We start from the raw sequence: 22,260 nt of genomic DNA on the forward strand, positions 1-22,260 counted from the left end.
ATTTTCATGAATCGTGGCGAAATATTGTCTAAGCTAGAAATTTATTATTGTGATGTGACATTTGTCACTATGACTGAATAGTGATTGCGCTTACATTTTGATGAGACAAAAAAATAGACACCGAGGGGTATTATGATTAATGGGAAAAAAGATTGCATGGGTTACCGATACAGCAGCATTATTAACAGACGATTTTATTAAAGAACATAACATTCATGTGCTTGCATTAAATATTGTTTTTGAAGAAGGTGCATTACGTGAAACAATAGATATGACACACGATGAATTTTACGATAAATTAAGAAATGCCAAAAAACATCCAAAAACATCGCAACCTGCATTTGGTGAACATGTTGCTTTATATGAAAAATTAAAGGCTGAGGGCTATGATTGTGCGATTGCTATTCATACGTCTGAAAAATTATCAGGTACAGTTGCAAGTGCACCGATGGCAGCTGAACAAGCTGGGTTTAAAACTTACGCAATTGATTCATTAATTGGATCTTTTCCGATGCAAGTTATGCTAGAGCTTGGTATGAAATTAGAACAAGCTGGTGTTGAGCCTGAGCAAATTGTCGACGAGATTAAAGCGATTCGTAGTAAATCTCATCTATCTTTTATTCCGGCGAGCTTAGAGCAGCTGCATAAAAGCGGACGAGTTTCAGGAACAGCAATGTTTTTAAGTAATTTATTAAATATTAAACTTGTTATTTCTTATAATAGAGAGGGCGGCGTAGAGGTCGTACAAAAAGTAAGAGCGGACAAGCGTGCAAAAAAACATGCAGTGGAGCGCTTAGAAGAAGCGATTCGACTTTCGCCAGTTAAGGAAGTAGCAATCATTAACTGTAATAATGAAATTGGGGCAATTGCTTGGAAGGAAGAATTAGAGCAACAATTCCCAACGATTCGATTTACTCCAACACCGCTTTCTGCTTGTGTAGGTGTACATGCTGGAGAAGGAACACTTGGTTTAACTTGGGTACGTGAATAAATAATGAAGCAGGTCATCTTTTTCGGATGACCTGCTTTCATTATGCCTGTAATTTAGAAGCGATTTGCTGATGAACACGTTGTAAATGATGGATAGTCGCAGCTAAGCCCAATGTAATACACAGCGCTATAAAAATATAGAGGACAATCCCCGTCCAGCCAAAACTAGACCAGAAAACGCCACCTAATGTCCCTCCAATACTTGACCCAATATAGTAGGCAAATAAATAAAGTGACGATGCTTGCGCTTTTTCCTTATTCGCTAATCGGCTCACCCAGCCACTCGCAATTGAATGAGAACCAAAAAAACCAAAAGTAAAAATGACAAGTCCGATAATTTTAATACTTAACGAAGCAGGCATCGTTAGTAGGCAACCACTGCTCATTATGACAACGCCCCAATAAAGCACGCGTTGTCGACCGAATTTGTCGGAAAGGCTACCAAACCATGCGGAACTCCAAGATCCGACTAAATAAACAATAAAGATCCAGCCGACGAGAGCAGTACTTAAATTATACGGTGCTTCAACAAGCTTAAACCCAATATAATTATACATTGTGACGAAACTACCCATAAGGGTAAAGCCGATTCCAAATAAGCAAAGTAGCTCCGAGTTTTTTAAATGCTGAAAAAGTGAGCGGGTCAATGATTTAAACTGTAAAGGACGTGGTTCAAAATGTTTGGATTCAGGTAATGCCCACACGAAATAACAGCAAATAACTAAGCTTAGTAAGCCTAAAGCAATCATACCAATTTGCCAGTTAAATAAATCGGTCATCGTTCCCATAATGATACGCCCAGATAATCCTCCAATTGCATTGCCACTAATATAAAGCCCCATGGCGGCCCCGAGGCTAGATGGCTCCATTTCTTCCCCTAAATAAGCCATTGCAATCGCAGGAACTCCAGCGAAAACAAAGCCCTGTAGCATACGCAAAAGCAACACGATTTCAAACGATGGAGAAAAGGCGACGATAATGGTTAAGATGGAGGCAGCAAAAATTGAAAATGTCATTAATTTTTTTCGACCCCAGGCTTCTGATAAAGAGCCAAACAATAGTAAGCTAAATGCAAGTACTCCAGTTGCAGCAGAAAGAGATAAACTTGCAATTGCTGGTGAGACACCGTAATCCTTTGAAAACTGAGGCATCAATGGTTGTGTAATGTACAAATTAGCAAATGTAATAAAGCCTGCTGCAAATAGTGCTAAGTTTGTGAATGTGAATTCTTTTGTTCCTTTTTGTATGTAATCCATGAAAATCCCCTTCAATTAGAGCGATGAAAACATAGTAACCATCGCATCTTTCGATTGTGTAGCTATCGAAAGATATTAGTTTCAAAACTATTTATTTCTTCTAGTATAGTAAACATGCCATAATAAAGATAATTCATTGTTTTTATGTTCCTTATAAACAAAAGTAATAAGAGGTGTACATATGGAGCTATTACCATTAGTTTATTTTAAAACGGTTGCGCAATTTGAAAATATGTCGCGTGCCGCAGAGCTGCTACATATTACCCAACCGGCAATAAGTAAATCGATCGCCCAGTTAGAGGCAAATATAGGCGTCCAATTATTTGACCGCAACGGACGTTCGATAAAATTAAATCGTTACGGACGTTTTTTCTTAGAAAGGACAGAGCAAATTTTAAGGGATTATGAACAAGCACGAGAAGAATTACAAAATCTTGTATCGCCAGGTCATGGAGAAGTGGCGCTTGGCTTTATGCATACGCTTGGCTTAAAAGTTATACCAGCGCTTATGACGGATATCCGCTCCGTTTATCCACAAATGAAATTTCAGCTCACACAAAGTAATACCGGGGTATTACTGAAAAAATTGGAAAACAGTGAGTTAGATCTATGTTTACTCTCGTCATTGGATTATAAAAGCAATATTCATTGGGAGAAACTATGGGAAGAGGAATTATTTTTAGTCGTTCCAAATGCTGACCCTTTATGCTTAAAGAAAACGGTTGAAGTGAAGGATTTTGCTCATCGCCCGTTTATATCAATTAAAAAAGGGAATTCGCTCCGTAAAACGGTGGATGAACTGTTTGAACAAGAGGGCTTTCATTTAAATGTAGCTTTTGAAGGGGAAGAAGTTCATACATTAGCCGGATTAGTGGAAAGTGGTCTAGGGGTATCATTAATTCCTTCTATTAAAGGGTTAGAACAATATCATGTTAAATTAGTAAAAGTGAAAGCGGAAAATTGTAAGCGTGAAATTGGCGTTGCTTACTTAGATAATCACCCGATGTCTCAGGCAACACAGCAGTTTATCCATTATATTCGCGCGTATTTTCAATGAAATGCAGCGATTGCAGTGAATAACCGTCCATTCCTTAACACAATCAATGGACGGTTAATTTATGTTAGTTAATCTTTTTTCCTGTTAAAACTTTGGCGATTTGTTCAATCGTCATATCTGACCGTAAATCAAATGCTCCTTTTTGGATAGAACGTGAATACTCAGGCTTCGCTAAAAATAACTCGAGTTCACGTCCATTTTCAATAATGCCCTCATCCTCTACTTGTTGGCCGATTGAGTAGAGTGTAACATTTTCATATATGTATATCGTAGCAGTGACAATTTCACCATTATGTTCATCCGTACTAGTTGTCGATGATTCATTTGCAGAGGAATCTTTTGTAGCAGGTGATCCTTCTGTTTGGTCAGATTGTCCCTTTTTTCCTTCGACAGATGCTCCCGTTAATTGCTTTTCGAGCTCAACAATTTTTGATTCATATTGTTCAATCTGTTCGATATAGTGGGCCTCATTCTTGACTTTCTCCGTTGGCATTAGTTGCTCGTAAATAGCAAAACTTGCACCAGCTATGAAAATGCCAATTCCAAATGCGCGTACAGATGATCTCATTGGCGACCTCCAGAAGCAAGGATCGAATGAATTTGTGCATGTGTTAATGTAGAACGCATACTAATTTCATCAATCGAAAGACCTTGCTCGTTTAATGCTTGCACTTGGCTAACTAGAATGCCGTTAATTGGTTTTGATGATTGCCCAAGTGGCACTTGTTCGGATTGTGATTTCAATGCTTGAGCTGCTTTTACTTGAGCTGCAACTTGCTGAAAGGATGCCATTGCATCTTGTTGCTTTGATTGAACGCTTTTTGGGGAACGTACTTGGAAATTTGGTTCAACTAACAGCTCTTCTTCAACTGTTTTAATACGACGTTTTAAAGCATTTGTCTCTTGATAAATGTTAATTGATAAATCCTCAAGCTCTCGTTCGACCTTTACTGATTTATCTTTGAAGAACAACGAAATTATGACAATGACAATTCCGCTAATCATAATGATTGCTGAAAATTCCATGCGATTTCCTCCATGTTTTGCATTATTATTTGTTCGGAATCACTATATTTTAACATAGTAAAAGTTAATAATAAATCATACTAGATTTTTTTAAAGAGTGTGTTATAATAGGGAAGTCGTATAAATCATGCTCAAATAAATTTATTCTTGATTTAGAGTGGGAGGGTTAATAATGCGCGTAAATATTACTTTAGCTTGCACAGATTGCGGCGAACGTAACTACATTTCTAAAAAGAACAAGCGTAACAATCCAGAGCGTCTTGAACTTAAAAAATATTGCTCTCGCGAGAAGAAGTACACTCTTCACCGTGAAACGAAGTAATCGCTCAATTAGCCAAAACCACTTGTTGGTTTTGGCTTTTTACTTTGAGAAAGCTAGCTTTTGTCATCCGTTAAGAGGATTGACGTATGACAAAAGTTATTTGTTTTTTTGAAAAAAATGAGAGTAGGGAAATATGTGGATAAAAAACAATATCGTTTAAATGTACAACAGCAATTGGCGAAAATGTCTTATCAAGCATATTGTGAACGTTCACGTAAGCTAGGACTAAAGCTAATTCATGAGGAAGCTATCCAAAAAGCTACAACAATCGCTATAACACTTTCGAATCGGCCAGAAGTTGATACAACTTATATTATTGAAGAACTATGGAAAATGGGGAAAAAAGTAGTAGTGCCAAAATGTATACCGAAGGATCGTTCGATGCAATTTTATGAAATTGAAAGCTTTGCTCAAACTGAACGTGCATTTAAAGATATTTTAGAACCTATTCCTGAATACACAGTACTTATAGAAAAAGAGCAAATTGATGTCATTGTTGTGCCTGGTGTCGTATTCGATCGAAATGGGTACAGAATTGGCTTTGGCGGGGGGTATTATGACCGCTATTTGCAGGACTTTATAGGGCAAAAGGTGTCGCTATCTTTTCAAGAGCAACTAGTAGCTGAAGTGCCGAGAGAATCACATGATCTTCCGGTACATATACTAATTACAGATAATGAGCGTATTGTGTGGAATTCGCTATAGGGGGATAACTAGATGAAATCGATGTTAGATATTATTGGACTATTAAAAAAATATGGTATTTACATTTATACGCAAGATCGAATTGGGGATTTACACCTAATGGAAGATGAGATAAAGGAATTATATAAATCGAAGTTTATTGAAACCCAAGATTTTCAGATGGCGCTCCTTATTTTACGCCAAGAGGAGCAAAGACTTAAAGCAGGAAATAAATAAAGATTTATTGTATAATAATACTTATCGTTTTAGTAACTGCTAGTTTTACTGGGGATATTAAGCGTATGTAAAGATGATATACCCAAAAATACAGCGGAAACTTACCGCTGTTTTGTTTATTTATGAAACTTTTTATGTTGTAAAACGTACTAATATATAGTGTAATTTTCAGAAAGTAATGGCTTTTCACCGGTGTGTTAAATTAAGTTGCGAATAAAATGAAAAAGGATTAATATAGATTTTGTTTGAATTAGAAATTTACATGACATTAATAAATTACACATGAAATTTGAAATTAGGAGAGGATGTATAGGAAATGAAAGATTTTAAATGGCCTAAACATTCGATATTAGCGATTGCCATAATAGCAACGTGGATTAAAACCGTTGTCGTTTATGAAACAAGTTTTGATATGAAGCTAGAAAATTTTATGCAGGTATTTATCCTGATTATTAATCCACTAAGCTTCATCTTATTCTTCTACGGATTATCGTTGTTCTTTAAATCGCCAAAAGCGAGAAATCGTTATATCGTTGGGGGAAGTATATTATTAGCATTTATCGTTTATGGAAATGTAGCGTTCTATCGCTTCTATAATGATTTTGTTACACTACCAGTATTATTTCAAACAAGTAATTTTGGTGAGTTAGGAACATCTGCGGCGGCAATTATTAGCATCTGGGATGTATTATATTTCGTCGATGTATTCATCATTTTATTAGCAATTAAGTTCATTCCAAAATCGGATAATCAATTATTACCTGTTCGAAAAGATGCGCGTAAAGCATACTTTGTAATGGCTGCAGCAATGTTATTTTTAAACTTAGGTTTAGCAGAAACAGAGCGTCCACAATTATTAACGCGTGCATTTGACCGGGAGCTACTTGTTAAAAATATTGGGACGTACAATTACCATTTATATGATATTTATGTTCAATCAAAGTCATCTGCTCAACGTGCACTAGCAGATGGAAGTGAATTAGTTGAGGTAAACAACTATGTACGTGCAAACCAAGCAGAGCCAAATGTTGAGATGTTTGGGAAATTTGCTGGACGAAATGTAATTGCCGTATCATTAGAATCATTACAAACATTTGTCATCAATAACGAAATGAATGGCGAAGTTGTAACACCATTCTTAAATGAATTAACAAAAGATAAAGATACGTATTATTTCAATGACTTTTATCACCAAACAGGGTTAGGGAAAACTTCTGACTCAGAGTTTATTTTCGAAAACTCATTATACGGGTTGGGGCGTGGTGCAGTATTCTTCACACATGGTGAAAATACGTACAACTCATTTGCAGAACGTCTTGGAGAAAATGGTTACTTTACTAACGTTATGCATGCCAATAATAAATCATTCTGGAACCGTGATATGATTTACAAATCATTTAATTTAGATAAATTTTATGATCTTGAATCATATAATGTAACAGAAGAAACATCTGTAAACTGGGGCTTAAAGGACATTCCTTTCTTTGAACAATCAGCTGCATTAATGAAAGAAATGCCACAGCCATTCTATAGCCGTTTAATTACATTAACGAATCACTATCCGTTCTATTTAGATCCTGAAGATATGATGATTCCTGAATATGATTCGAACTCAGGTACATTAAATCGTTATTTCCAAACAGTTCGTTATTTAGATGAATCTGTGAAAGAATTTTTCGAAGATCTAAAAGAACAGGGCTTATATGATAATTCAATCATCGTTATGTATGGTGACCACTACGGAATTTCTGAAAACCACAATAAAGCGATGGCGCAATATTTAGGGAAAGAAGAAATTACACCATATGATAGTGCATTATTACAGTCGGTACCGTTATTCATTCACATTCCGGGTTCAAATGACGGACAAGTAATGGAAAATGTATCAGGTCAGTTAGATATCCGTCCAACATTATTACATTTACTTGGTATTGATACATCAAAGGACATGCAATTAGGGGCAGACTTATTCTCTGAGGAGCATGAGGATTTCGTTACTTTCCGTGATGGACGTATTATTACAGATAAGGTAGTATACGCAGGTGAGGTTTGTTATGACCGTGCAACAGGTGAACCAACGGAAATTGAAAACTGTCAGCCGTTTATCGACCGTGCTACAGAAGAATTAGAATACTCTGATGCGATTATTAATGGCGACTTACTTCGCTTTTATGATTCCAAAACAGGGAATTTAAAAGTTGATTCTAATACAACAGATAAATGATAATGAGCCAGGTTAAATGAAATCTAACTAACTCAAATATAAACAATAATGGCACTAAGAGTTCATATACTCTTAGTGCCTTTTAGCATTTTCATCCATATGTCCAATAAACTTTTGTAAAATCCCTTGCTATTCTATATATGAGAAGGGAGTTTTTGTATTATGATCATTCAATTATTAACATTGCACACATCAAAGTTACAAGAGCTAAAGGAATTTTATTGTAAACTATTAAAGTTTCCATTAATCGAAGAATTACCTTCAAGCTTCAAAATTCAAATTGGTGAAAGTGCCTTGCAATTTATAGATGGAAATAACGAGCAGGAGCCTTTTTATCATTTTGCTTTTAATATTCCGGCAAATCAATTTTTAGAAGCGAAAGCGTGGATAAAGAGAAAAGTTCCATTGTTAACAGAGGAGGGGGACGATGAAATTCACTTTATACTAAGTGATGCACATTCTTGTTATTTCGAGGACCCAGCTGGCAATATAGTGGAGTTAATTGCTCGTCATAAAATTAATCATTCGAGTAATGGTGAATTTTCAGCGAATAGCATCATTAACATTAGCGAGATTGGATTAGTTGTGGAGGATGCTACAGAAGTTGGTCAAAAGCTGGAGGAGGTGGCTATTAGGGCGCGGGGTGACGAGAAAATTACGAACACATCCTTAAGTTTCATGCATACTGCTAAGAATGGCGTTTATTTATTATTAGTTGGGGAAGGTCGTACATGGCTATTTTCTAATAAAACATCTACTATATTTCCACTTCATATAAAACTTTTAAACGGTATAGAACTTGCTGTAGATCCCTTAAAACAGTTTTCCATTGTAAAATAAATCAGTAGATGCAAAAAGAAAAACGTAGTGCCTATATGCACTACGTTTTTCTTGTGGCAATTAATGATGTGTTGGTGGATAGCCTTGATTTAAAATCGTCATAATAACGAACCAACCAAATACACCAGCAGCAGCTGCATTAAATGCAATTGCTAGGATGTTTTTTTCTTTGATTGATTGGAATACGCCAAATACGCCAAAAATTGCAATTAATCCGAAAATAACCATTAATAAGTTCATTAAAATTGACACTCCTTTCGACATTCAATAGAAATGTCGCAACAATATTCCTCTTTTATTGTAAAGGTTTCCAATTCGTTTGTCGAGGTATAAAAATGACGTTTATATGAACGAATGTATTTTACTGGTATACATCCGCATACGGATAAAGAACAAAAAAGATTTGAAAATTTACAAGATTAATGAACTTTGTATATGAGGAAAGTATTTTTATCTATCAAAGCACTATTTTTCTTCCCATGCTAGCACCATTAATCTGTAAATAAGAAATCCCCCAGTGTAAGCGCCAGTTAACAAGAAAATAGGGTTTAAAAAGAGACCATGAATTGTCGTCATAAAAACCGCATCGTCGGCAATAATTTGGTAAATTGATGTGGATGCAATACTACCAAAAATGATCGTTGATAGAACAGCTACGATATTGAAAATTCGTTTACATAGATCACTTTTTTGTTTTAAGTATAGCATTACAATTGGTCCAATTATGCTAGAAACAACTAATATGATTTTCAACATATCATTCCTTTTATTTTATATTATATCCTTGTTCTATTGTTACTAAACAAATTGACAATGTACATGTAAGTGACAACATCACTAGCGAGTTTTATGGATTGAATTATTGAGATGAATATTTTTTTGATGAAAGGGAATAGTGTAGAGAACTATTACAGCAAATTTTAAATTTGAAAGAGGAATAGGTAATGACTAAACATACTGATATTCATCGCACTGCACATTCAAGTAAAAACTTTTGGTCAGGCTTTCTATTTGGAATAGGGCTAGTTGCCTTTATTGATGAAGCGCTATTTCATCAACTGCTTCATTGGCATCATTTTTATGATAAATCCACAACAGAGGTAGGATTAGTTTCAGATGGTTTGTTTCATGCTTTAAGTTGGTTTGCGACGATTGCAGGTTTATTTTTATTTGCAGATCTCCGCCGAAGAAATGGATTTTGGATTAAGAGATGGATGGGTGGATTATTAGTAGGCGCTGGGGGTTTCCAATTATATGATGGTACGATCCAACATAAAATAATGCGCATCCATCAAATAAGATACGTAGATAATGTAATTATCTATGATTTGATTTGGAATATTATCGCTATAATTTTGTTGGTCATAGGTATTTATCTAGTTATTACGACAAGAAATAAAAATACAAAGGTAGAGGTATCCTCAGATGAGCATGCCTAATCATTTACATCATACAGATGAAGTAAATCATTTTATTGTCACAGTACCGCAGATCCTATTAGCTTTCCCATTTGTAATCCTTCTTACAATTTATATTGTGGCAACTATAATAACGAATCGTCGCTATAGACCTTGGCCATTGTATCGTACAGTCTTGTGGACTTTAGGAATTGTGTGTGCCATTATCGCTGTTGCAGGTCCTTTAGCAAATCGGGCGATGGAAGATTTTACGTTTCATATGTTAACGCATTTACTTCTTGGTATGTTAGCACCGTTATTAATGGCGTTAGGGGCGCCGATGTCCCTCGTACTTAGAACACTTAGAACACCATTAGCACGACGTCTTTCAAAGGCATTAAAAAGCTGGCCGTCCCGTCTATATACGCATCCAATCGTAGCGGCCTTTCTAAATATAGGTGGTCTCTGGTTATTGTACACAACAGATTTATATCCTTTAATGCATGAAAATTCATTAGTGCATATTTTAGTCCATTTACATGTATTTATAGCAGGATATTTATTTACGATTTCCATCATCTATGTTGATCCGGTTGCTCATCGTATTTCCTTCCTTTATCGAGCGATTGTTTTAATGCTTGCATTGGCTGGTCACGGGATATTGTCGAAGTATATTTACGCGAATCCACCTGTTGGAGTTTCGGTTAAACAGGCAGAAGCGGGAGGGATGTTCATGTATTATGGTGGCGATGCGATTGATGCACTACTCATTATTTTCCTGTGCTTACAATGGTATAGAGCAACTAGACCACGAACAGTTCTTACGAAAGGAAATAAACAGGAGCAAACTGTTCAATCTTCTAATACAATGCCTATAGACATAAGCAAATGAATGTTTTCATCTATAGACACTTATTGATGATCGAAGTGTCTATTTTTAACACCGGATTATCTATTTATTGTGCTATTAAATTAATGAAAGCATTGAGACGTTTCTATAATATTTTTTCGCGGGAAAATAGAATCATAAAAGCTTAAGCTGTTCACAAGCAAAGTGTGGACGGCTTTTTTTGTGAATTTATCTATACCGAACATTGGTGAGAAACTACTAGTAGGGTGAGGAAAATTTCACTTTATAATATAATAAGAAAGGAACGATAAATTAATTGTTGGAGGTATGTTAATGCCAAACTATAACGTACGAATGTATTCACTAGGTCCAGTGCAGACGAATTGTTATATTGTAAGTAATAAAAATAAAGATTGTTTATTAGTTGATCCAGGTGAAGAGGCTAATCGCATTATGAATGAGCTACGTAAAAATGGCTTAAATCCATTAGCGATTTTATTAACTCATACACATTTTGATCATATTGGCGCGGTTGATGCTATTCGTGAAGTGTATTCAATTCCCCTTTACGTACATGAAAAGGAAGTTAGCTGGTTAGCGGATCCATTAAAAAATGGCTCTGGAAAATATGCGGAATTACCAAATTATGTTGTGAAAGCTCCTGATGAAGCACATGTCCTTAAAGCAGAAGGGGAATTGACTATTGGCGATTTTACGTTCGAAGTTGCACATACACCTGGCCATTCACCAGGAAGTGTTTCATTTATTTTTAAGGAAGATGGCTTTGCAATTGTCGGTGATACATTGTTTGAGCAAAGTGTTGGACGAACAGATTTAATTGGAGGGTCGATGGATGTATTAGTAAAGTCGATTCACACGAAGCTGTTAACGCTACCTGAAGATACGATTATTTATCCGGGACACGGTCGTTATACAACACCTGCTGCAGAGATGGCGTCTAATCCATTTTTAAACGGATTTTAAATCAAAACGAAAAAACGAAAAGAAAACCGACTTATGCGTAATACGCAAAGTCGGTTTTTAAATCTAATTAGTGTCCTGCACCTGGTGTATGTAGGAACGTTGTAAAATAAGTAAATCCTGCGAAGAAAACTGTTAAATACGCGCCAAAAATGTACATGTACATGCGTTCTGAAAGATTTAAGAAGCCTAATAATAAGAATAAACCTGTATTACCTACGAATAATAGCGAAATCTCGTTCATACCACCAAGGTAGAACATAACGGCGAAAATAGCTGTCCAGAATGCCATAACTTTATACATATTGCTCATGAAAAATACCCCTCCTTTAAAATAGAATAGAATAATCTCTCGTCTATTATAAAACAAGCTTCTCTACAATGTAAACTGCAACTTATGGAATTGTTGTGACAAAGGAGTGTTTTTTTAACTCTCTTCTTGTATTGCGATTTTATATTTACAAAAATCGCATGCGGCGTGTAGCATACTATCTATTTGTTTAAATTCATTTTTATCAAATAATGTGTCTACCTGTCCTCGTAAATAGGATTCATGTAATTTGCAAATGATTTCCCCGTACTTTATAAATTGTTCGTGAAATGGGCAGTTGAAAATTGAAAATAGTAATGTCTTTTGACCATTTTCCTCTTTAATTTCAGGTATGTAGCCAACTAAATTGGCGCTATTCGTTAACAGCTTTACCTTCTCCTCGAATAGAAGGGGGGATTTAATCCTTCGTTCGTCTATCAACAACTGCATCGCCTGTTGGCCATCTTTATAGCTAATTTGTTGCCCTTTTTTAAGTGCTTCTTCTCCGAGTTGGTGAATGAGTTCGACTGACCATGATACTAAAAGTGATGGATCTCTTCGAGGAAAGCTTAAAGAAATCCCCTCTTGCTTCACTTTATATACTCGGCCAGGTCGACCACCTTTGCCTGTTTTTAAATATTCGGCAGTAATGACCCCGATTTCGGCTAGCTTTGTCAAATGCAAGCGAGCGACATTCGAGTGGATGTTAAATCGCTCAGCAATCTCTTGAACTGAAAAATATTTTTTTTGCTGTAACATATATTCGTAAACGGAAAAGCGTGTTTCATCTGCTAAAGTACTTGTTATTTTAATTGGATGGAGCATGTATTTCCCCTCGATTTCAAATGTAATAGTTATATTATTATAAATTTCTGCTTTCTCTTATTTTACATGAATAAAAGGGGAAATGGCTTATTTTCGTTCAAAATCCTTCTTAAAAAGAAAGTTTATGACAAATTATATAATTTTTATAGTACAAAACTTATAATAACGCTAAGCTCGGTTTGCGGTTCGTAACAAATAAAATCGATAAATGAGGTGAATACGATCGAACAAGAGTCAATAGTTGAGCAAAAAAGTCTTCGCTTGTTAGAAGAAGCAAGTGAATTTGGTGCTTCAGATGTTCATTTATTACCTCGTGAACATGATTATTTATTGTTTTTTCGAAAATATGGTCAGTTTACGCAAGTTGCTCAGCTGCCAGAAGATTTGGCTGTGCGAATGATTAGTTTTTATAAATATTTATCTTCATTAGATATTAGTGAAAAACGGAAGCCTCAAAGTGGTGCATTTCAGCGGACAGTACAAGACGTGATGTATTCGTTTCGAATCTCTACATTACCCTCAGCTTTTCTTAAAGAAAGCTTGGCGATTCGTTTATTAAAGCAAAATTATTCGTTGCCAATCCATTCTCTTTGCCATTTTCCCGAAAGTGCCATGCAACTATGTTCGTTGCTAAATACATCCAGTGGATTGTTGCTTATAAGTGGTCCAACAGGCTCCGGTAAGACAACAACTCTTTATTCATTATTACAATACTGTGCAAAGGATTTATCTCGCCATGTCATCTCTTTAGAAGATCCGGTTGAAAGTACGCAAGAACAACTTCTACAAATTCAAGTGAATGAGCGCGCAGGTGTTACTTACTCGGCGGGACTAAAAGCGATATTGCGGCATTCACCTGAAGTAATTATGATTGGAGAAATTCGTGATCGAGAAACCGCTAAAATTGCAATTGAGGCATCTTTAAGTGGCCATCTAGTTATTTCTACGATACATGCGAAGGATACGATTAATTGTTTGTACCGTTTAGTCGATCTATCTGTTTCGATTGAAGATATGAGACAAATGATACTTGCTGTTGTCACACAAAGCTTAGTAACAACGAACGACATGCAATATAAGGCATTATTTGAAATCTTAGCAGAGGATCAGTTGCAAATGGCAATCCATCACCTATCCAATAAGCAGCCATATTCATTACCACATCAGCAAACACTACGAGGTCAACTAGCAAGGTTACAGGAGATGCAGTATGAATATAACGCTTATTAAAGAGCGTTTGAATTTTGCTCTTTCCCAAAAGAAAACACAAAAAAGTGTTGCGGATTTAGCTACATTTTTAGATAGGATGAGCACGCTATTAAGTGAAGGGTATACATTTGCTCATTGTATCGAAATGTTATTACCCTATCACGCGAAACATTATGAACGGGTACAACAAGAAATTACATCGATTTTAAATAGTGGGGGAAATGCGACGCAAGTTCTTCAAATTCTAGGACTAGAAAAACAATATTTAGTATCGATTGAATTAGCCGAACTAACAGGGCAACTTCAAGAAACCGTACTGATTGTTTCTAAGCAACTAATTTTCCAAAGAGAATCAAAATCTAAACTACTTAAAGTATTAACCTATCCGATTATACTCTTTCTTTTTATTACCTTTTTATTCTTTGCCTTCCGTACTTACTTTTTACCGAATATGTCTTCAATGGTCACAACAAGAGCTACTAGTGAAGTTTCCTCAAGTATACAATGGTCAACGTTCTTCTTGCATTTACCAGATTATATTGTCGGAGTCACATTGATTACATGTTTCCTTCTTTTTTTGTATTTCGTTTATATCCGAAAAAAACGAATTGATTTACAGTTAAAACTCTTATTTCGCCTTCCGTTTATCGGATTGTTTTGGAGACTTGTTTTGACACGACAATTTTCAAGGGTATTAGGGAATTTGCTAATGGCGGGCTTTTCTATGCAGCAAGCGTTTGAACATTTAAACAATCAACAGCATCAAAAACAAATTGCCTATGTATCGGAAGTGTTGCAAAAGAGAGTAATATGGGGTGAATCGTTAGCGAGTGCAGTAAAACAAGTCGGCTATTTTTATCCGAAGTTTGAACATTTCATTGCCCATGGAGAAGCAAGTGGGTTATTAGGGAGGGAGCTCATATTGTATTGCGAGCTGTTAGATGAGCGATTGCAAGCAATAATCCGTCTATTATTAGGAGTAATTCAGCCGTTACTATTTATCATTATCGCTATTTGTGTCATTGCAGCGTATTTAAGTATTTTAATCCCGATGTATGACGTACTTGATTTTATCTAGGAGGGTGTAGTAATTGCATAATGAACGTGGTTTTACATTAGTTGAAATGCTTGTAGTTTTATTAATTATTTCAGTATTAATTTTAGTAACAATTCCAAATGTATCAAAACACTTTGCATCAATTGATAAAAAGGGATGTGATGCGTATGTACTAATGGTACAAGGCCAAGTGGAAGCGTATAAACTTGAAGAAAAAAAGTATCCTAGCTCTGTTGAAGATTTAGTAAATAGTGGTTATTTACAGGAGCATAATAAAGAATGTCCGAATGGTGCACAAATAGTAATCACAGCGGAAGGTAAAGTAGAAGGCACTACTGGAGATGCTAGTTCGAATGATTAAGAGAATGGTTAATGATGAACGTGGCTTTACAATGCTAGAAATGCTTATCGTTTTATCAGTCACTATGGTGATATGTAGCGTTTTAGTATTTATTTCCCAAGAAAAGCTGACAAAGCACATCCATTATCAAATTATGAATCAAATCGAACTTGTTTTCCGTATGGCACAAATGAAATCCGTTGAAGAAGAAGATCCATATATATTTGAAGTGCTTAATCGAACAATGGTAAATGTGAGGCAGCAAAGTACGGGGAAATCCTTTTACTCGGAAAGTTTACCAGATTATGTCCTTCTTTACGTTTCTGCGCCAAATTCCCAAGTTAGGTTTAAGACGAACGGGAATTTACAAGCATTTGGTTCTATGAGCTACCATTTCGATGATGTGTCATATAGCTATTCCATTAATATTGGGAAAGGAAGAATTGTATTAAGAAATGTTGTGTATGAGTGAACGCGGCTTTTCATTTGTCGAATCTTTACTTGCGGTTGTTATTTTATTTTTCTTAACAACCACACTTATCCCCATTACCGTTTCGATGCGGCAAGAAATGGCCCTTCAAAAAATCCAGACAAATGCAGCTGAAGTAGCCTTTAATGGGGCATTATCCTATAGTCGCTATGGTGAAGTTGAAGGGGAGCAAGTAATAGACGATACCCTTTTTACTTGGTCATATAGCGGAGGGAGTATTTGTGTGACTTATTTAGTGGACGAGGATGTGATTGAAAAGTGCGTATAAGGTCAATCATACAGAATGAGCGGGGTTTTACCTTGTTAGAAAGCTTATTTCAATTACTAATTTTCATTCTGTTTGCATCCATTAGTTTACTAATAATAATATGGTTTCATCATATTTATGCACTAGATGACATGAAGGACGAAGTGAATTGGGAATTATTTATATATGATTTACATCAATATAATGAATTCTCGGCTTCAGGCATTGTCATAGGAACAAAACAATTACAGCTGGAGATGATCGATGACGTAGACGGACGTTACTTTATAGTTGGAAAATCCGACAAGCATCTTCGTAAAACAACAAATAGAGGTGGTAATGAAATAATGCTTCCTTATGTGAAAGATTGGGATTTAGTAGTAAAAGGAAACGAGATATTGATGAAAGTAGTGATGGAGGATGGCACCACTCGAGAACGGAAAATGGTATTACCAAAAGCACCTTAATGAAAAAGGCGTTGTTTTTCCTCTAGCAGTTATTCTCTTATTTGTCGTTACAGGTGTATCATTACTCTATAGAAATGCATATTTTGCGCAATTAAATACCTATAATTCATTGGAAATCCTTCATAAACGTTGAGATAGCTACGTTTAGAGGGTACGAGTTAGGGGTGTACCCCAAACTGTACCCCAAAAAGCAAATAAAGTGATTAAAATTAGCTTTCGCCAATGTTAAAACGATTGAAAAATTCGACTGTTTCTTCCTCAACTCTACTCAGTGAATGTGCGTATACATTCATCACTGTTGTTGGGTGATCACCAATAATTTTCGCAACCGACACAACCGGAACTTTATTAGCGATTAAGATAGATGCAAAAGTATGTCGGAAACCGTGAGGTGTGATTCGTGGTAAATCATATTCACAATCATCTAACAGCGAATCCAATGCATCATTTACATATGTGTCGCTAATTGGTTTGAATTTGTAACGATCAATAAATACATAATCATCTTTCTCTAAAGTCATTTGCTTTTCCCACTTACTCTGGATGCACCATACTTTGTATTTTTTTAATTGATTAATAAGGATTTTATTAACCGTAATAGTTCTGTAGCCATTATCTGATTTAGGAGGACCAACTTTTTTATTTGCGCGTGTCCTATCAACTGTAATTGTATTGTTATCAAAATCAATATCAGACCAACGTAACCCAGCTAATTCGCCTTTTCGAATACCTGACATACCAAGTGTTAAAAAAATGGTGTAATAAGTAGTAGGTTCAGTCTTATACACATGGTTTAAAAATATCTTTAATTCTTCCTCTGAAAAATGATTATCACCTTTTTTCCCATTTAATTTACCGAAATCTAATTTAGTAATTGGATTATCTCGGATAACTCGTTCCTCAACCGCGCTATTAATTGAAGCTAATACAATTCTAGCTATACTCTTTAATGTCCTTTGCGATAACCCTTTTTCAATTAGCGGATTAATCAAATCACGCTGCATAACCATGTTGGTGATCTTATTTAATTTTACTTTTCCTATTAAAGGAATAATATGAATTCTCATATGTCGTTCATATAATTCGTATGTTCCAGTACGCCACTTCTTTTTATTTGCATTTACCCAAATCTGAAGCCAATCCACTAATGTATAATTAGCGGATTCAACATAACTTTCATTTCCGTCTAAGATATCAGCTTTGATTGAAATTAAAGCTCTTTCTGCTTCTTGCTCAGTGGAAAATCCTTGTTGCGTTTTTTCTCGACGTTTTTGGAATTTGTCAAAATACTTGTAACGATATGCGTATTTTGTTACTCCTGTAGCATCGTTATATTTATAGATGCTTTCTTTTTTTGTTTTTATCATTTTTTGTCTTGCCATTTTGATTACCTCAATTCTTTTATGCACGGGCAGGTGCGATTGCATCGTTGAGATAACCTATTACATCACCTCCTAAAAATTGTTTGGTTATGTAAGTAATTAAAGTTCTTTTTTTGATTGAACAATGTGATTTATTTGTTTGCAAAATGCAATTTTATTTATAGGTATTAAGATAGGTTCCGAACACAAAATAGATTCACTTTCTTTACCAATAAGTAAAAAATTATTCTTTGTAGGATAATAAATATAATGATTTTCATAAATATCGCCATTTTCCATCTTAATGATTACGGGAATAGATTTGTTAAGATTTGTATTAGTTCCAAATCTAATTGATATAAAGATAATGTAAAGTTCTATAGCGACAAAAAGTAATAATATTTCGGAACGTAGTTTTACACTAGAGTCCTCTAAAATGATTGTTGAATTTACTAATCCGCATAAAACTAGAGTGAATAGGATATATAAAATAAATAAAAGCGAAGATAATTTAGAGTTAAATAATAATTTATTCAATTTAAGTTTTAGTATTAAATTTAATACAGATTTTTTTTTTATTGAATTTCTTCTTGTAACTATTATGGACACTAATAATACATAAATAAGTAATATCCATCCAAGGTACTTGAATAGAAAATTATTTATTTCTGGGAGACTTATTGACCAACTAATAAATACGAATGTAGGAGAAAAGATAAATAAAAGGAAATAATTTAGTATAGTGAAAGTGAATTTATTTTCTTTAGTATAGAACTGTCTTTCTAATGAGTTTGAGGTTATAAATGTAAACAAATTTCTTAACCCAAAAAAAGAAATTGCAGTAAATACGAGAGTAATTATCTCTTTATTATTTGTGATAGATTTTAAAAATTCATCCATAAACAACATCTCCAATTTTCAATAAGTAGAATATATGTTCTATTTAAATTTATAATAAAACCTCTCTACACAAGTACTTTAATTTTGCTATTTCAATTGGTACGTTATGTATTGAGGATAAGTGATGAACAGATTCAACTTCATAATCGATTTCATCAGGAATTAGTAGTTCTGCAGCAAACTGATTGGCTTCACGTTCAATTTTGCTGACGGAAAAAAAAGTGTTTGAACGCATAAACGGTGTATTAACGTGTTTATGTAGTATTGCATGGCCAAGTTCATGTGCACAAACAACTCTCTGTAAGTTTTCATCTAAATTATCATTGATAACAATGAATTGGTTTCTACGATCATATTTGTAATAACCGTTTATTTCGTGATGTAAATCATGCTGTAAAACATGTATTTTTAAGTTTTCAGCTATTTTATATGGACAACTGGTCTGATGTTTTTGCTTTAGTTGTATAGTTCTTTCTCTAATCCACATGCAATCACTTCATTTCTTGTAAAGTGGGTATATAATATATTTAAAAGGTGGTGTTAGTGTGTCAAAAGAATTTGTAAAAAAACCTATAAAAGTAAGAGCTTATAAAACAGATAAAGTATTATATATTGAAACTTTAGAAGGTACAATGAAAGCGGATATAGGTGACTGGATTGTTACAGGTATAGAAGGTGAACGGTATCCAGTAAAGCCTGATATATTTTTTAAAACTTATGAAGCAGTCGAAGATTAATTATCGATTGCTTTTTTTATAGCGTCATAAGTAAATGACATTGCCCAACTAGCACCGGAATTTAAAATCTCTGATGGTGAAGTATAGTCTTTGTCAATTTTAACAGCAACTAATTTTTTATTTAATGCTTTTGCTTGTTCGATTTCCCAAGATACCCATTCACTATTATGAGTGTCTTTCCCAATTAAAAGTAAAAAAGTCGGAGAATCAGAAATCTTCCCTTTTATTACTTGTTTAATGTAATTTGCGTTTGTTGAATTTATAGAAACCCCAACAGAACTGTCGTCAAATTTGATATCAAAATGGCCACTGTCATTTTTAGACCAAGCCACCAATAAGTTTTTGTATTTTGTACCTTCATTGTCTGCTCTATAACTAACGAATAATTTTTTTGCCAAATTATTTTCCCCCTTTGTTATCTCCGTGATTTAAGTTAGCCCAATTTATATTTTCTTTTGAAATAATTGTTTCTATTCTTTCAACTAAGAAATTAAATTCGGAGTTCTCGGAGTATACGCCGGCTTTTCCTTGATACATATACTTTTCTCGCTTTAATGTTTCGCAAATTCCGCGAAATTCAATCCAGTTTTCATGATGCTTTCCTAAAGCTAAAAAACCTTCTAATACAGTAACTAACACACCTATACCGCTAATAATATATAAAATCCATTCGAAAGTTGGAACTAAAGCAGCTGAAAAAGGTATTAAAGCTGTCAGGATTATTTGACTACGTTTAATCCCTTTGTAAACCTTTTGATGATGGATACTTTTTTCATCATACCAACCTATTTGTTCTTCAACTCGTTTTTTAAAGTACTCTGATTCTAAGTTCTCTGTGTTTTGATTAGGCACTTATATCCTCCTAAAAATTAATCATTCTCACGATATTTCTTAGGTGTAAACTTCTTGTTGATTTTTTGAGTTTGTCTAAAAATATATTCCATTGATTCTAATAATGATTCTTTTGCTTCATCGGACATCGGTTCACCATCGAAGGCTAAGCCGTCGCTGGTTTCGAGTTCTTCTTTGAATTGTTCAAGCCGTTTTGCAATGTCCTTTTCACCTTTTAATAATTTTGCATTTATATTTGATGAATTTTCATTTCTTCCTAATAAAGAATCAACAGAAATCTCATATAGGTTTGCTATTGCTTGTAGTAGTTCATTATCAGGTTCTCGTATGCCGTTTTCGTAATGAGAATATCTAGCTCTAGAGATACCCAATTTTTTTGCAACTTCTTCTTGAGTTTGTTTACCCCGTAATTTTTTAAGGTTTTCTTGTAGCACAAAATTCTCCTCACATTCATTAATAAGAACATATATTTGTAAATGATTATACACATTGATAGATACAAATAGTATCCAAAGAAAACAAATGATACAAAAAGTATCAAAAACAGTTGACGATACGAAATGTATCTGATATATTCTATTTAAAGATACGAAATGTATCAGGAAGGAGGTGAAAATTTTGAGAAAGAAATTAATTGAAAAACGTAAACAACATAAATTAACTCAAATTGATCTAGCTAAACAATTAGGGATTTCTGAAGTATATGTTAGAAAATTAGAAAGGGGTTCTCGTAATCCATCCATTACATTAATGATTAAATTTGAGGAGTTTTTCGATTTATCAATGAAGGAATTGTTTCCTGATATTTTTTTAAAAGAAAATGATACGAAATGTATCAAAAAATTAGCTTAGGAGGTTTATTAGATGAGTCAGTTACAACGTAACATTTCAAGTTTAGAAGTAGCACAGATGGTTCTTCGTGAACACAATGAAGTTTTAAAAGATATTAGACGTATTATTTCGCAGTTAGGTGAGGGGATTTTACCCCAGTCCTATTTTATCGAATCAACATACAAAAACAGTCAAAACAAAGAATTCCCGTGTTACTTGATAACGAAGAATGGTTGCGAATTATACGGAACTAGAATGACTGGAGAGAAAGGTACCCAGTTCGCTGTTAAGTACATCGACCGTTTTAATGAAATGGAGCAGCAATTACAACAACCTAAAGTTTTATCTGAAAAAGAGCAACTTATGGCCGCAATGAAATTAACAATTGAGGCAGCAGAAGATGTCGAAGCATTAAAAAATGAAGTCGTAGAAGTGAAAGAAAATGTTCAAGTACTTTTTGACACAATGCGCATCGATGGTCGTCAAGAATTTGCTATCAAATCCCAGGGAAAGGCAAAAGTTATGGAAGCGCTTGGCGGTTATAATTCACCAGCTTATAACGCCTTGAGTCGAAAAGTATTTGCAAAATTATGGGGTGATTTTAAACGTCATTTTGTTTTACCTCGTTCAACAGATTTACCAAAAGCGCGTTTTGATGAAGCAGTGAAATATATAGCAATTTGGCGTCCAGATACATCGATGGCAATGGAAATCGATTCTTATAACAATCAGACGCATTTGAAATTAGTTCAATAGAGGAAGGCGCTTTG

Annotated in this window: 32 protein-coding genes; 19 read left to right on the forward strand and 13 right to left on the reverse strand. The window is 34.6% G+C overall.

The window, feature by feature from the left end; translation table 11 throughout:
* The first annotated feature begins 139 nt into the window (after positions 1-139).
* Positions 140-991, forward strand: a complete 852-nt coding sequence (locus MKZ17_RS07560) for a DegV family protein (RefSeq protein ID WP_340723132.1) — start codon at positions 140-142, stop codon at positions 989-991.
* A gap of 40 nt (positions 992-1,031) precedes the next feature.
* Here MKZ17_RS07560 and MKZ17_RS07565 read toward each other — a convergent pair whose 3' ends face one another.
* Complete coding sequence (locus MKZ17_RS07565) at positions 1,032-2,246, reverse strand: MFS transporter (RefSeq protein ID WP_340723133.1); 1,215 nt, start codon at positions 2,244-2,246, stop codon at positions 1,032-1,034.
* A 181-nt stretch (positions 2,247-2,427) separates the two neighbouring features.
* Here MKZ17_RS07565 and MKZ17_RS07570 point away from each other — a divergent pair, with 181 nt between their 5' ends.
* Complete coding sequence (locus MKZ17_RS07570; RefSeq protein ID WP_340723134.1) at positions 2,428-3,303, forward strand: LysR family transcriptional regulator; 876 nt, start codon at positions 2,428-2,430, stop codon at positions 3,301-3,303.
* Positions 3,304-3,367: 64 nt separating this feature from the next.
* Here MKZ17_RS07570 and MKZ17_RS07575 read toward each other — a convergent pair whose 3' ends face one another.
* Together MKZ17_RS07575 and MKZ17_RS07580 are read right to left on the reverse strand one after the other, a co-directional pair.
* Positions 3,368-3,871, reverse strand: coding sequence for a hypothetical protein (locus MKZ17_RS07575; RefSeq protein WP_340723135.1), 504 nt, complete (start codon positions 3,869-3,871; stop codon positions 3,368-3,370).
* The gene (locus MKZ17_RS07580) at positions 3,868-4,329 is read right to left on the reverse strand and encodes a hypothetical protein (RefSeq protein ID WP_340723136.1); all 462 of its coding nucleotides are present in this window, start codon (positions 4,327-4,329) and stop codon (positions 3,868-3,870) included. Before MKZ17_RS07580 ends, MKZ17_RS07575 begins: the two co-directional genes overlap by 4 nt.
* 172 nt (positions 4,330-4,501) lie before the next feature.
* On the opposite strand from MKZ17_RS07580, the gene rpmG reads away from it, so the two are divergent.
* The 5 genes from rpmG to MKZ17_RS07605 all read left to right on the forward strand — a co-directional run bounded on the left by rpmG (position 4,502) and on the right by MKZ17_RS07605 (position 8,636).
* Positions 4,502-4,651, forward strand: a complete 150-nt coding sequence (rpmG, locus tag MKZ17_RS07585; protein WP_008408521.1) for a 50S ribosomal protein L33 — start codon at positions 4,502-4,504, stop codon at positions 4,649-4,651.
* Between the two features lie 135 nt (positions 4,652-4,786).
* The gene (locus MKZ17_RS07590; RefSeq protein WP_340723137.1) at positions 4,787-5,356 is read left to right on the forward strand and encodes a 5-formyltetrahydrofolate cyclo-ligase; all 570 of its coding nucleotides are present in this window, start codon (positions 4,787-4,789) and stop codon (positions 5,354-5,356) included.
* A gap of 12 nt (positions 5,357-5,368) precedes the next feature.
* Entirely contained in the window at positions 5,369-5,572 is a 204-nt protein-coding gene (locus MKZ17_RS07595; RefSeq protein WP_340723138.1) for a YqgQ family protein, read from the forward strand.
* 316 nt (positions 5,573-5,888) lie between these two features.
* Entirely contained in the window at positions 5,889-7,796 is a 1,908-nt protein-coding gene (locus MKZ17_RS07600) for an LTA synthase family protein (protein ID WP_340723139.1), read from the forward strand.
* Positions 7,797-7,958: 162 nt separating this feature from the next.
* Entirely contained in the window at positions 7,959-8,636 is a 678-nt protein-coding gene (locus MKZ17_RS07605; protein ID WP_340723140.1) for a hypothetical protein, read from the forward strand.
* Between the two features lie 60 nt (positions 8,637-8,696).
* On the opposite strand, the gene MKZ17_RS07610 is transcribed toward MKZ17_RS07605, so the two are convergent.
* Together MKZ17_RS07610 and MKZ17_RS07615 are read right to left on the reverse strand one after the other, a co-directional pair.
* The gene (locus tag MKZ17_RS07610) at positions 8,697-8,876 is read right to left on the reverse strand and encodes a DUF2759 domain-containing protein (RefSeq protein WP_340723141.1); all 180 of its coding nucleotides are present in this window, start codon (positions 8,874-8,876) and stop codon (positions 8,697-8,699) included.
* A 225-nt stretch (positions 8,877-9,101) separates the two neighbouring features.
* Positions 9,102-9,392 (reverse strand): transposase, encoded by a 291-nt coding sequence (locus tag MKZ17_RS07615; RefSeq protein WP_340723142.1) that lies wholly within the window; start codon positions 9,390-9,392, stop codon positions 9,102-9,104.
* A gap of 188 nt (positions 9,393-9,580) precedes the next feature.
* Here MKZ17_RS07615 and MKZ17_RS07620 point away from each other — a divergent pair, with 188 nt between their 5' ends.
* The 3 genes from MKZ17_RS07620 to MKZ17_RS07630 all read left to right on the forward strand — a co-directional run bounded on the left by MKZ17_RS07620 (position 9,581) and on the right by MKZ17_RS07630 (position 11,867).
* On the forward strand, positions 9,581-10,075 hold the full coding sequence (locus MKZ17_RS07620) for a DUF2243 domain-containing protein (protein WP_340723143.1): 495 nt from the start codon (positions 9,581-9,583) through the stop codon (positions 10,073-10,075).
* Positions 10,062-10,925 (forward strand): cytochrome c oxidase assembly protein, encoded by an 864-nt coding sequence (locus MKZ17_RS07625; protein WP_340723144.1) that lies wholly within the window; start codon positions 10,062-10,064, stop codon positions 10,923-10,925. The genes MKZ17_RS07620 and MKZ17_RS07625 overlap by 14 nt, the downstream gene beginning before the upstream one ends.
* Positions 10,926-11,216: 291 nt before the next feature.
* Positions 11,217-11,867, forward strand: coding sequence for an MBL fold metallo-hydrolase (locus MKZ17_RS07630; RefSeq protein WP_340723145.1), 651 nt, complete (start codon positions 11,217-11,219; stop codon positions 11,865-11,867).
* Between the two features lie 67 nt (positions 11,868-11,934).
* Here MKZ17_RS07630 and MKZ17_RS07635 read toward each other — a convergent pair whose 3' ends face one another.
* Both MKZ17_RS07635 and MKZ17_RS07640 read right to left on the reverse strand, forming a co-directional pair.
* Positions 11,935-12,177 (reverse strand): DUF2626 family protein, encoded by a 243-nt coding sequence (locus MKZ17_RS07635; protein WP_340723146.1) that lies wholly within the window; start codon positions 12,175-12,177, stop codon positions 11,935-11,937.
* A gap of 114 nt (positions 12,178-12,291) precedes the next feature.
* Positions 12,292-12,999, reverse strand: coding sequence for a helix-turn-helix transcriptional regulator (locus MKZ17_RS07640; RefSeq protein WP_340723147.1), 708 nt, complete (start codon positions 12,997-12,999; stop codon positions 12,292-12,294).
* Between the two features lie 213 nt (positions 13,000-13,212).
* Between MKZ17_RS07640 and comGA the strand changes: the two genes are divergently transcribed.
* Genes comGA through comGF form a run of 6 tightly spaced genes read left to right on the forward strand, consistent with a single transcriptional unit; the run spans position 13,213 to position 16,809 of the window.
* Positions 13,213-14,229, forward strand: coding sequence for a competence type IV pilus ATPase ComGA (gene comGA / locus MKZ17_RS07645; protein ID WP_340723148.1), 1,017 nt, complete (start codon positions 13,213-13,215; stop codon positions 14,227-14,229).
* Entirely contained in the window at positions 14,210-15,286 is a 1,077-nt protein-coding gene (gene comGB, locus MKZ17_RS07650; RefSeq protein WP_340723149.1) for a competence type IV pilus assembly protein ComGB, read from the forward strand. The genes comGA and comGB overlap by 20 nt, the downstream gene beginning before the upstream one ends.
* A gap of 13 nt (positions 15,287-15,299) precedes the next feature.
* Entirely contained in the window at positions 15,300-15,626 is a 327-nt protein-coding gene (gene comGC, locus MKZ17_RS07655; protein WP_340723150.1) for a competence type IV pilus major pilin ComGC, read from the forward strand.
* Positions 15,619-16,077, forward strand: a complete 459-nt coding sequence (locus MKZ17_RS07660; protein WP_340723151.1) for a type II secretion system protein — start codon at positions 15,619-15,621, stop codon at positions 16,075-16,077. Before comGC ends, MKZ17_RS07660 begins: the two co-directional genes overlap by 8 nt.
* A complete protein-coding gene (locus tag MKZ17_RS07665; RefSeq protein ID WP_340723152.1) occupies positions 16,070-16,363 on the forward strand; it encodes a type II secretion system protein in 294 nt (97 codons plus the stop codon). The genes MKZ17_RS07660 and MKZ17_RS07665 overlap by 8 nt, the downstream gene beginning before the upstream one ends.
* Positions 16,354-16,809 carry a competence type IV pilus minor pilin ComGF gene (comGF, locus tag MKZ17_RS07670; RefSeq protein ID WP_340723153.1) on the forward strand — a complete coding sequence of 152 codons (456 nt, stop codon included), beginning with the start codon at positions 16,354-16,356 and terminating at the stop codon, positions 16,807-16,809. Before MKZ17_RS07665 ends, comGF begins: the two co-directional genes overlap by 10 nt.
* A gap of 209 nt (positions 16,810-17,018) precedes the next feature.
* On the opposite strand, the gene MKZ17_RS07675 is transcribed toward comGF, so the two are convergent.
* The 3 genes from MKZ17_RS07675 to MKZ17_RS07685 all read right to left on the reverse strand — a co-directional run bounded on the left by MKZ17_RS07675 (position 17,019) and on the right by MKZ17_RS07685 (position 19,557).
* Positions 17,019-18,191, reverse strand: coding sequence for a tyrosine-type recombinase/integrase (locus MKZ17_RS07675; protein ID WP_340723154.1), 1,173 nt, complete (start codon positions 18,189-18,191; stop codon positions 17,019-17,021).
* A 99-nt stretch (positions 18,192-18,290) separates the two neighbouring features.
* Positions 18,291-19,070, reverse strand: a complete 780-nt coding sequence (locus MKZ17_RS07680) for a hypothetical protein (RefSeq protein WP_340723155.1) — start codon at positions 19,068-19,070, stop codon at positions 18,291-18,293.
* A gap of 49 nt (positions 19,071-19,119) precedes the next feature.
* Positions 19,120-19,557 (reverse strand): ImmA/IrrE family metallo-endopeptidase, encoded by a 438-nt coding sequence (locus MKZ17_RS07685; RefSeq protein ID WP_340723156.1) that lies wholly within the window; start codon positions 19,555-19,557, stop codon positions 19,120-19,122.
* Positions 19,558-19,615: 58 nt separating this feature from the next.
* On the opposite strand from MKZ17_RS07685, the gene MKZ17_RS07690 reads away from it, so the two are divergent.
* Positions 19,616-19,807 (forward strand): hypothetical protein, encoded by a 192-nt coding sequence (locus tag MKZ17_RS07690; protein ID WP_340723157.1) that lies wholly within the window; start codon positions 19,616-19,618, stop codon positions 19,805-19,807.
* Here MKZ17_RS07690 and MKZ17_RS07695 read toward each other — a convergent pair.
* Genes MKZ17_RS07695 through MKZ17_RS07705 form a run of 3 tightly spaced genes read right to left on the reverse strand, consistent with a single transcriptional unit; the run spans position 19,804 to position 21,093 of the window.
* Positions 19,804-20,205 (reverse strand): TIR domain-containing protein, encoded by a 402-nt coding sequence (locus MKZ17_RS07695; RefSeq protein ID WP_340723158.1) that lies wholly within the window; start codon positions 20,203-20,205, stop codon positions 19,804-19,806. The genes MKZ17_RS07690 and MKZ17_RS07695 overlap by 4 nt on opposite strands.
* Before the next feature lies 1 nt (position 20,206).
* Positions 20,207-20,659, reverse strand: a complete 453-nt coding sequence (locus MKZ17_RS07700) for a DUF4231 domain-containing protein (protein ID WP_340723159.1) — start codon at positions 20,657-20,659, stop codon at positions 20,207-20,209.
* 17 nt (positions 20,660-20,676) lie between these two features.
* Entirely contained in the window at positions 20,677-21,093 is a 417-nt protein-coding gene (locus tag MKZ17_RS07705) for a helix-turn-helix domain-containing protein (RefSeq protein WP_340723160.1), read from the reverse strand.
* Between the two features lie 184 nt (positions 21,094-21,277).
* On the opposite strand from MKZ17_RS07705, the gene MKZ17_RS07710 reads away from it, so the two are divergent.
* On the forward strand, positions 21,278-21,511 hold the full coding sequence (locus MKZ17_RS07710) for a helix-turn-helix transcriptional regulator (RefSeq protein ID WP_445326902.1): 234 nt from the start codon (positions 21,278-21,280) through the stop codon (positions 21,509-21,511).
* Positions 21,512-21,523: 12 nt separating this feature from the next.
* A complete protein-coding gene (locus MKZ17_RS07715) occupies positions 21,524-22,246 on the forward strand; it encodes an ORF6C domain-containing protein (protein WP_340723162.1) in 723 nt (240 codons plus the stop codon).
* Positions 22,247-22,260 lie beyond the last annotated feature (14 nt).

This window comes from Solibacillus sp. FSL R7-0682 (assembly GCF_038005985.1).
Taxonomy (GTDB): Bacteria; Bacillota; Bacilli; order Bacillales_A; family Planococcaceae; genus Solibacillus.

What these genes read in the sequence shown, in the direction of transcription:
- MKZ17_RS07560 (WP_340723132.1), top strand. Translation starts at nt 140, where the DNA reads ATGGGAAAAAAGATTGCATGGGTTACCGATACAGCAGCATTATTAACA.
- MKZ17_RS07565 (WP_340723133.1), bottom strand. Translation starts at nt 2,246, where the DNA reads ATGGATTACATACAAAAAGGAACAAAAGAATTCACATTCACAAACTTA.
- MKZ17_RS07570 (WP_340723134.1), top strand. Translation starts at nt 2,428, where the DNA reads ATGGAGCTATTACCATTAGTTTATTTTAAAACGGTTGCGCAATTTGAA.
- MKZ17_RS07575 (WP_340723135.1), bottom strand. Translation starts at nt 3,871, where the DNA reads ATGAGATCATCTGTACGCGCATTTGGAATTGGCATTTTCATAGCTGGT.
- MKZ17_RS07580 (WP_340723136.1), bottom strand. Translation starts at nt 4,329, where the DNA reads ATGGAATTTTCAGCAATCATTATGATTAGCGGAATTGTCATTGTCATA.
- rpmG (WP_008408521.1), top strand. Translation starts at nt 4,502, where the DNA reads ATGCGCGTAAATATTACTTTAGCTTGCACAGATTGCGGCGAACGTAAC.
- MKZ17_RS07595 (WP_340723138.1), top strand. Translation starts at nt 5,369, where the DNA reads ATGAAATCGATGTTAGATATTATTGGACTATTAAAAAAATATGGTATT.
- MKZ17_RS07600 (WP_340723139.1), top strand. Translation starts at nt 5,889, where the DNA reads ATGAAAGATTTTAAATGGCCTAAACATTCGATATTAGCGATTGCCATA.
- MKZ17_RS07605 (WP_340723140.1), top strand. Translation starts at nt 7,959, where the DNA reads ATGATCATTCAATTATTAACATTGCACACATCAAAGTTACAAGAGCTA.
- MKZ17_RS07610 (WP_340723141.1), bottom strand. Translation starts at nt 8,876, where the DNA reads ATGAACTTATTAATGGTTATTTTCGGATTAATTGCAATTTTTGGCGTA.
- MKZ17_RS07615 (WP_340723142.1), bottom strand. Translation starts at nt 9,392, where the DNA reads ATGTTGAAAATCATATTAGTTGTTTCTAGCATAATTGGACCAATTGTA.
- MKZ17_RS07620 (WP_340723143.1), top strand. Translation starts at nt 9,581, where the DNA reads ATGACTAAACATACTGATATTCATCGCACTGCACATTCAAGTAAAAAC.
- MKZ17_RS07625 (WP_340723144.1), top strand. Translation starts at nt 10,062, where the DNA reads ATGAGCATGCCTAATCATTTACATCATACAGATGAAGTAAATCATTTT.
- MKZ17_RS07630 (WP_340723145.1), top strand. Translation starts at nt 11,217, where the DNA reads ATGCCAAACTATAACGTACGAATGTATTCACTAGGTCCAGTGCAGACG.
- MKZ17_RS07635 (WP_340723146.1), bottom strand. Translation starts at nt 12,177, where the DNA reads ATGAGCAATATGTATAAAGTTATGGCATTCTGGACAGCTATTTTCGCC.
- MKZ17_RS07640 (WP_340723147.1), bottom strand. Translation starts at nt 12,999, where the DNA reads ATGCTCCATCCAATTAAAATAACAAGTACTTTAGCAGATGAAACACGC.
- comGB (WP_340723149.1), top strand. Translation starts at nt 14,210, where the DNA reads ATGAATATAACGCTTATTAAAGAGCGTTTGAATTTTGCTCTTTCCCAA.
- MKZ17_RS07660 (WP_340723151.1), top strand. Translation starts at nt 15,619, where the DNA reads ATGATTAAGAGAATGGTTAATGATGAACGTGGCTTTACAATGCTAGAA.
- MKZ17_RS07665 (WP_340723152.1), top strand. Translation starts at nt 16,070, where the DNA reads ATGAGTGAACGCGGCTTTTCATTTGTCGAATCTTTACTTGCGGTTGTT.
- MKZ17_RS07675 (WP_340723154.1), bottom strand. Translation starts at nt 18,191, where the DNA reads ATGGCAAGACAAAAAATGATAAAAACAAAAAAAGAAAGCATCTATAAA.
- MKZ17_RS07680 (WP_340723155.1), bottom strand. Translation starts at nt 19,070, where the DNA reads ATGGATGAATTTTTAAAATCTATCACAAATAATAAAGAGATAATTACT.
- MKZ17_RS07685 (WP_340723156.1), bottom strand. Translation starts at nt 19,557, where the DNA reads ATGTGGATTAGAGAAAGAACTATACAACTAAAGCAAAAACATCAGACC.
- MKZ17_RS07715 (WP_340723162.1), top strand. Translation starts at nt 21,524, where the DNA reads ATGAGTCAGTTACAACGTAACATTTCAAGTTTAGAAGTAGCACAGATG.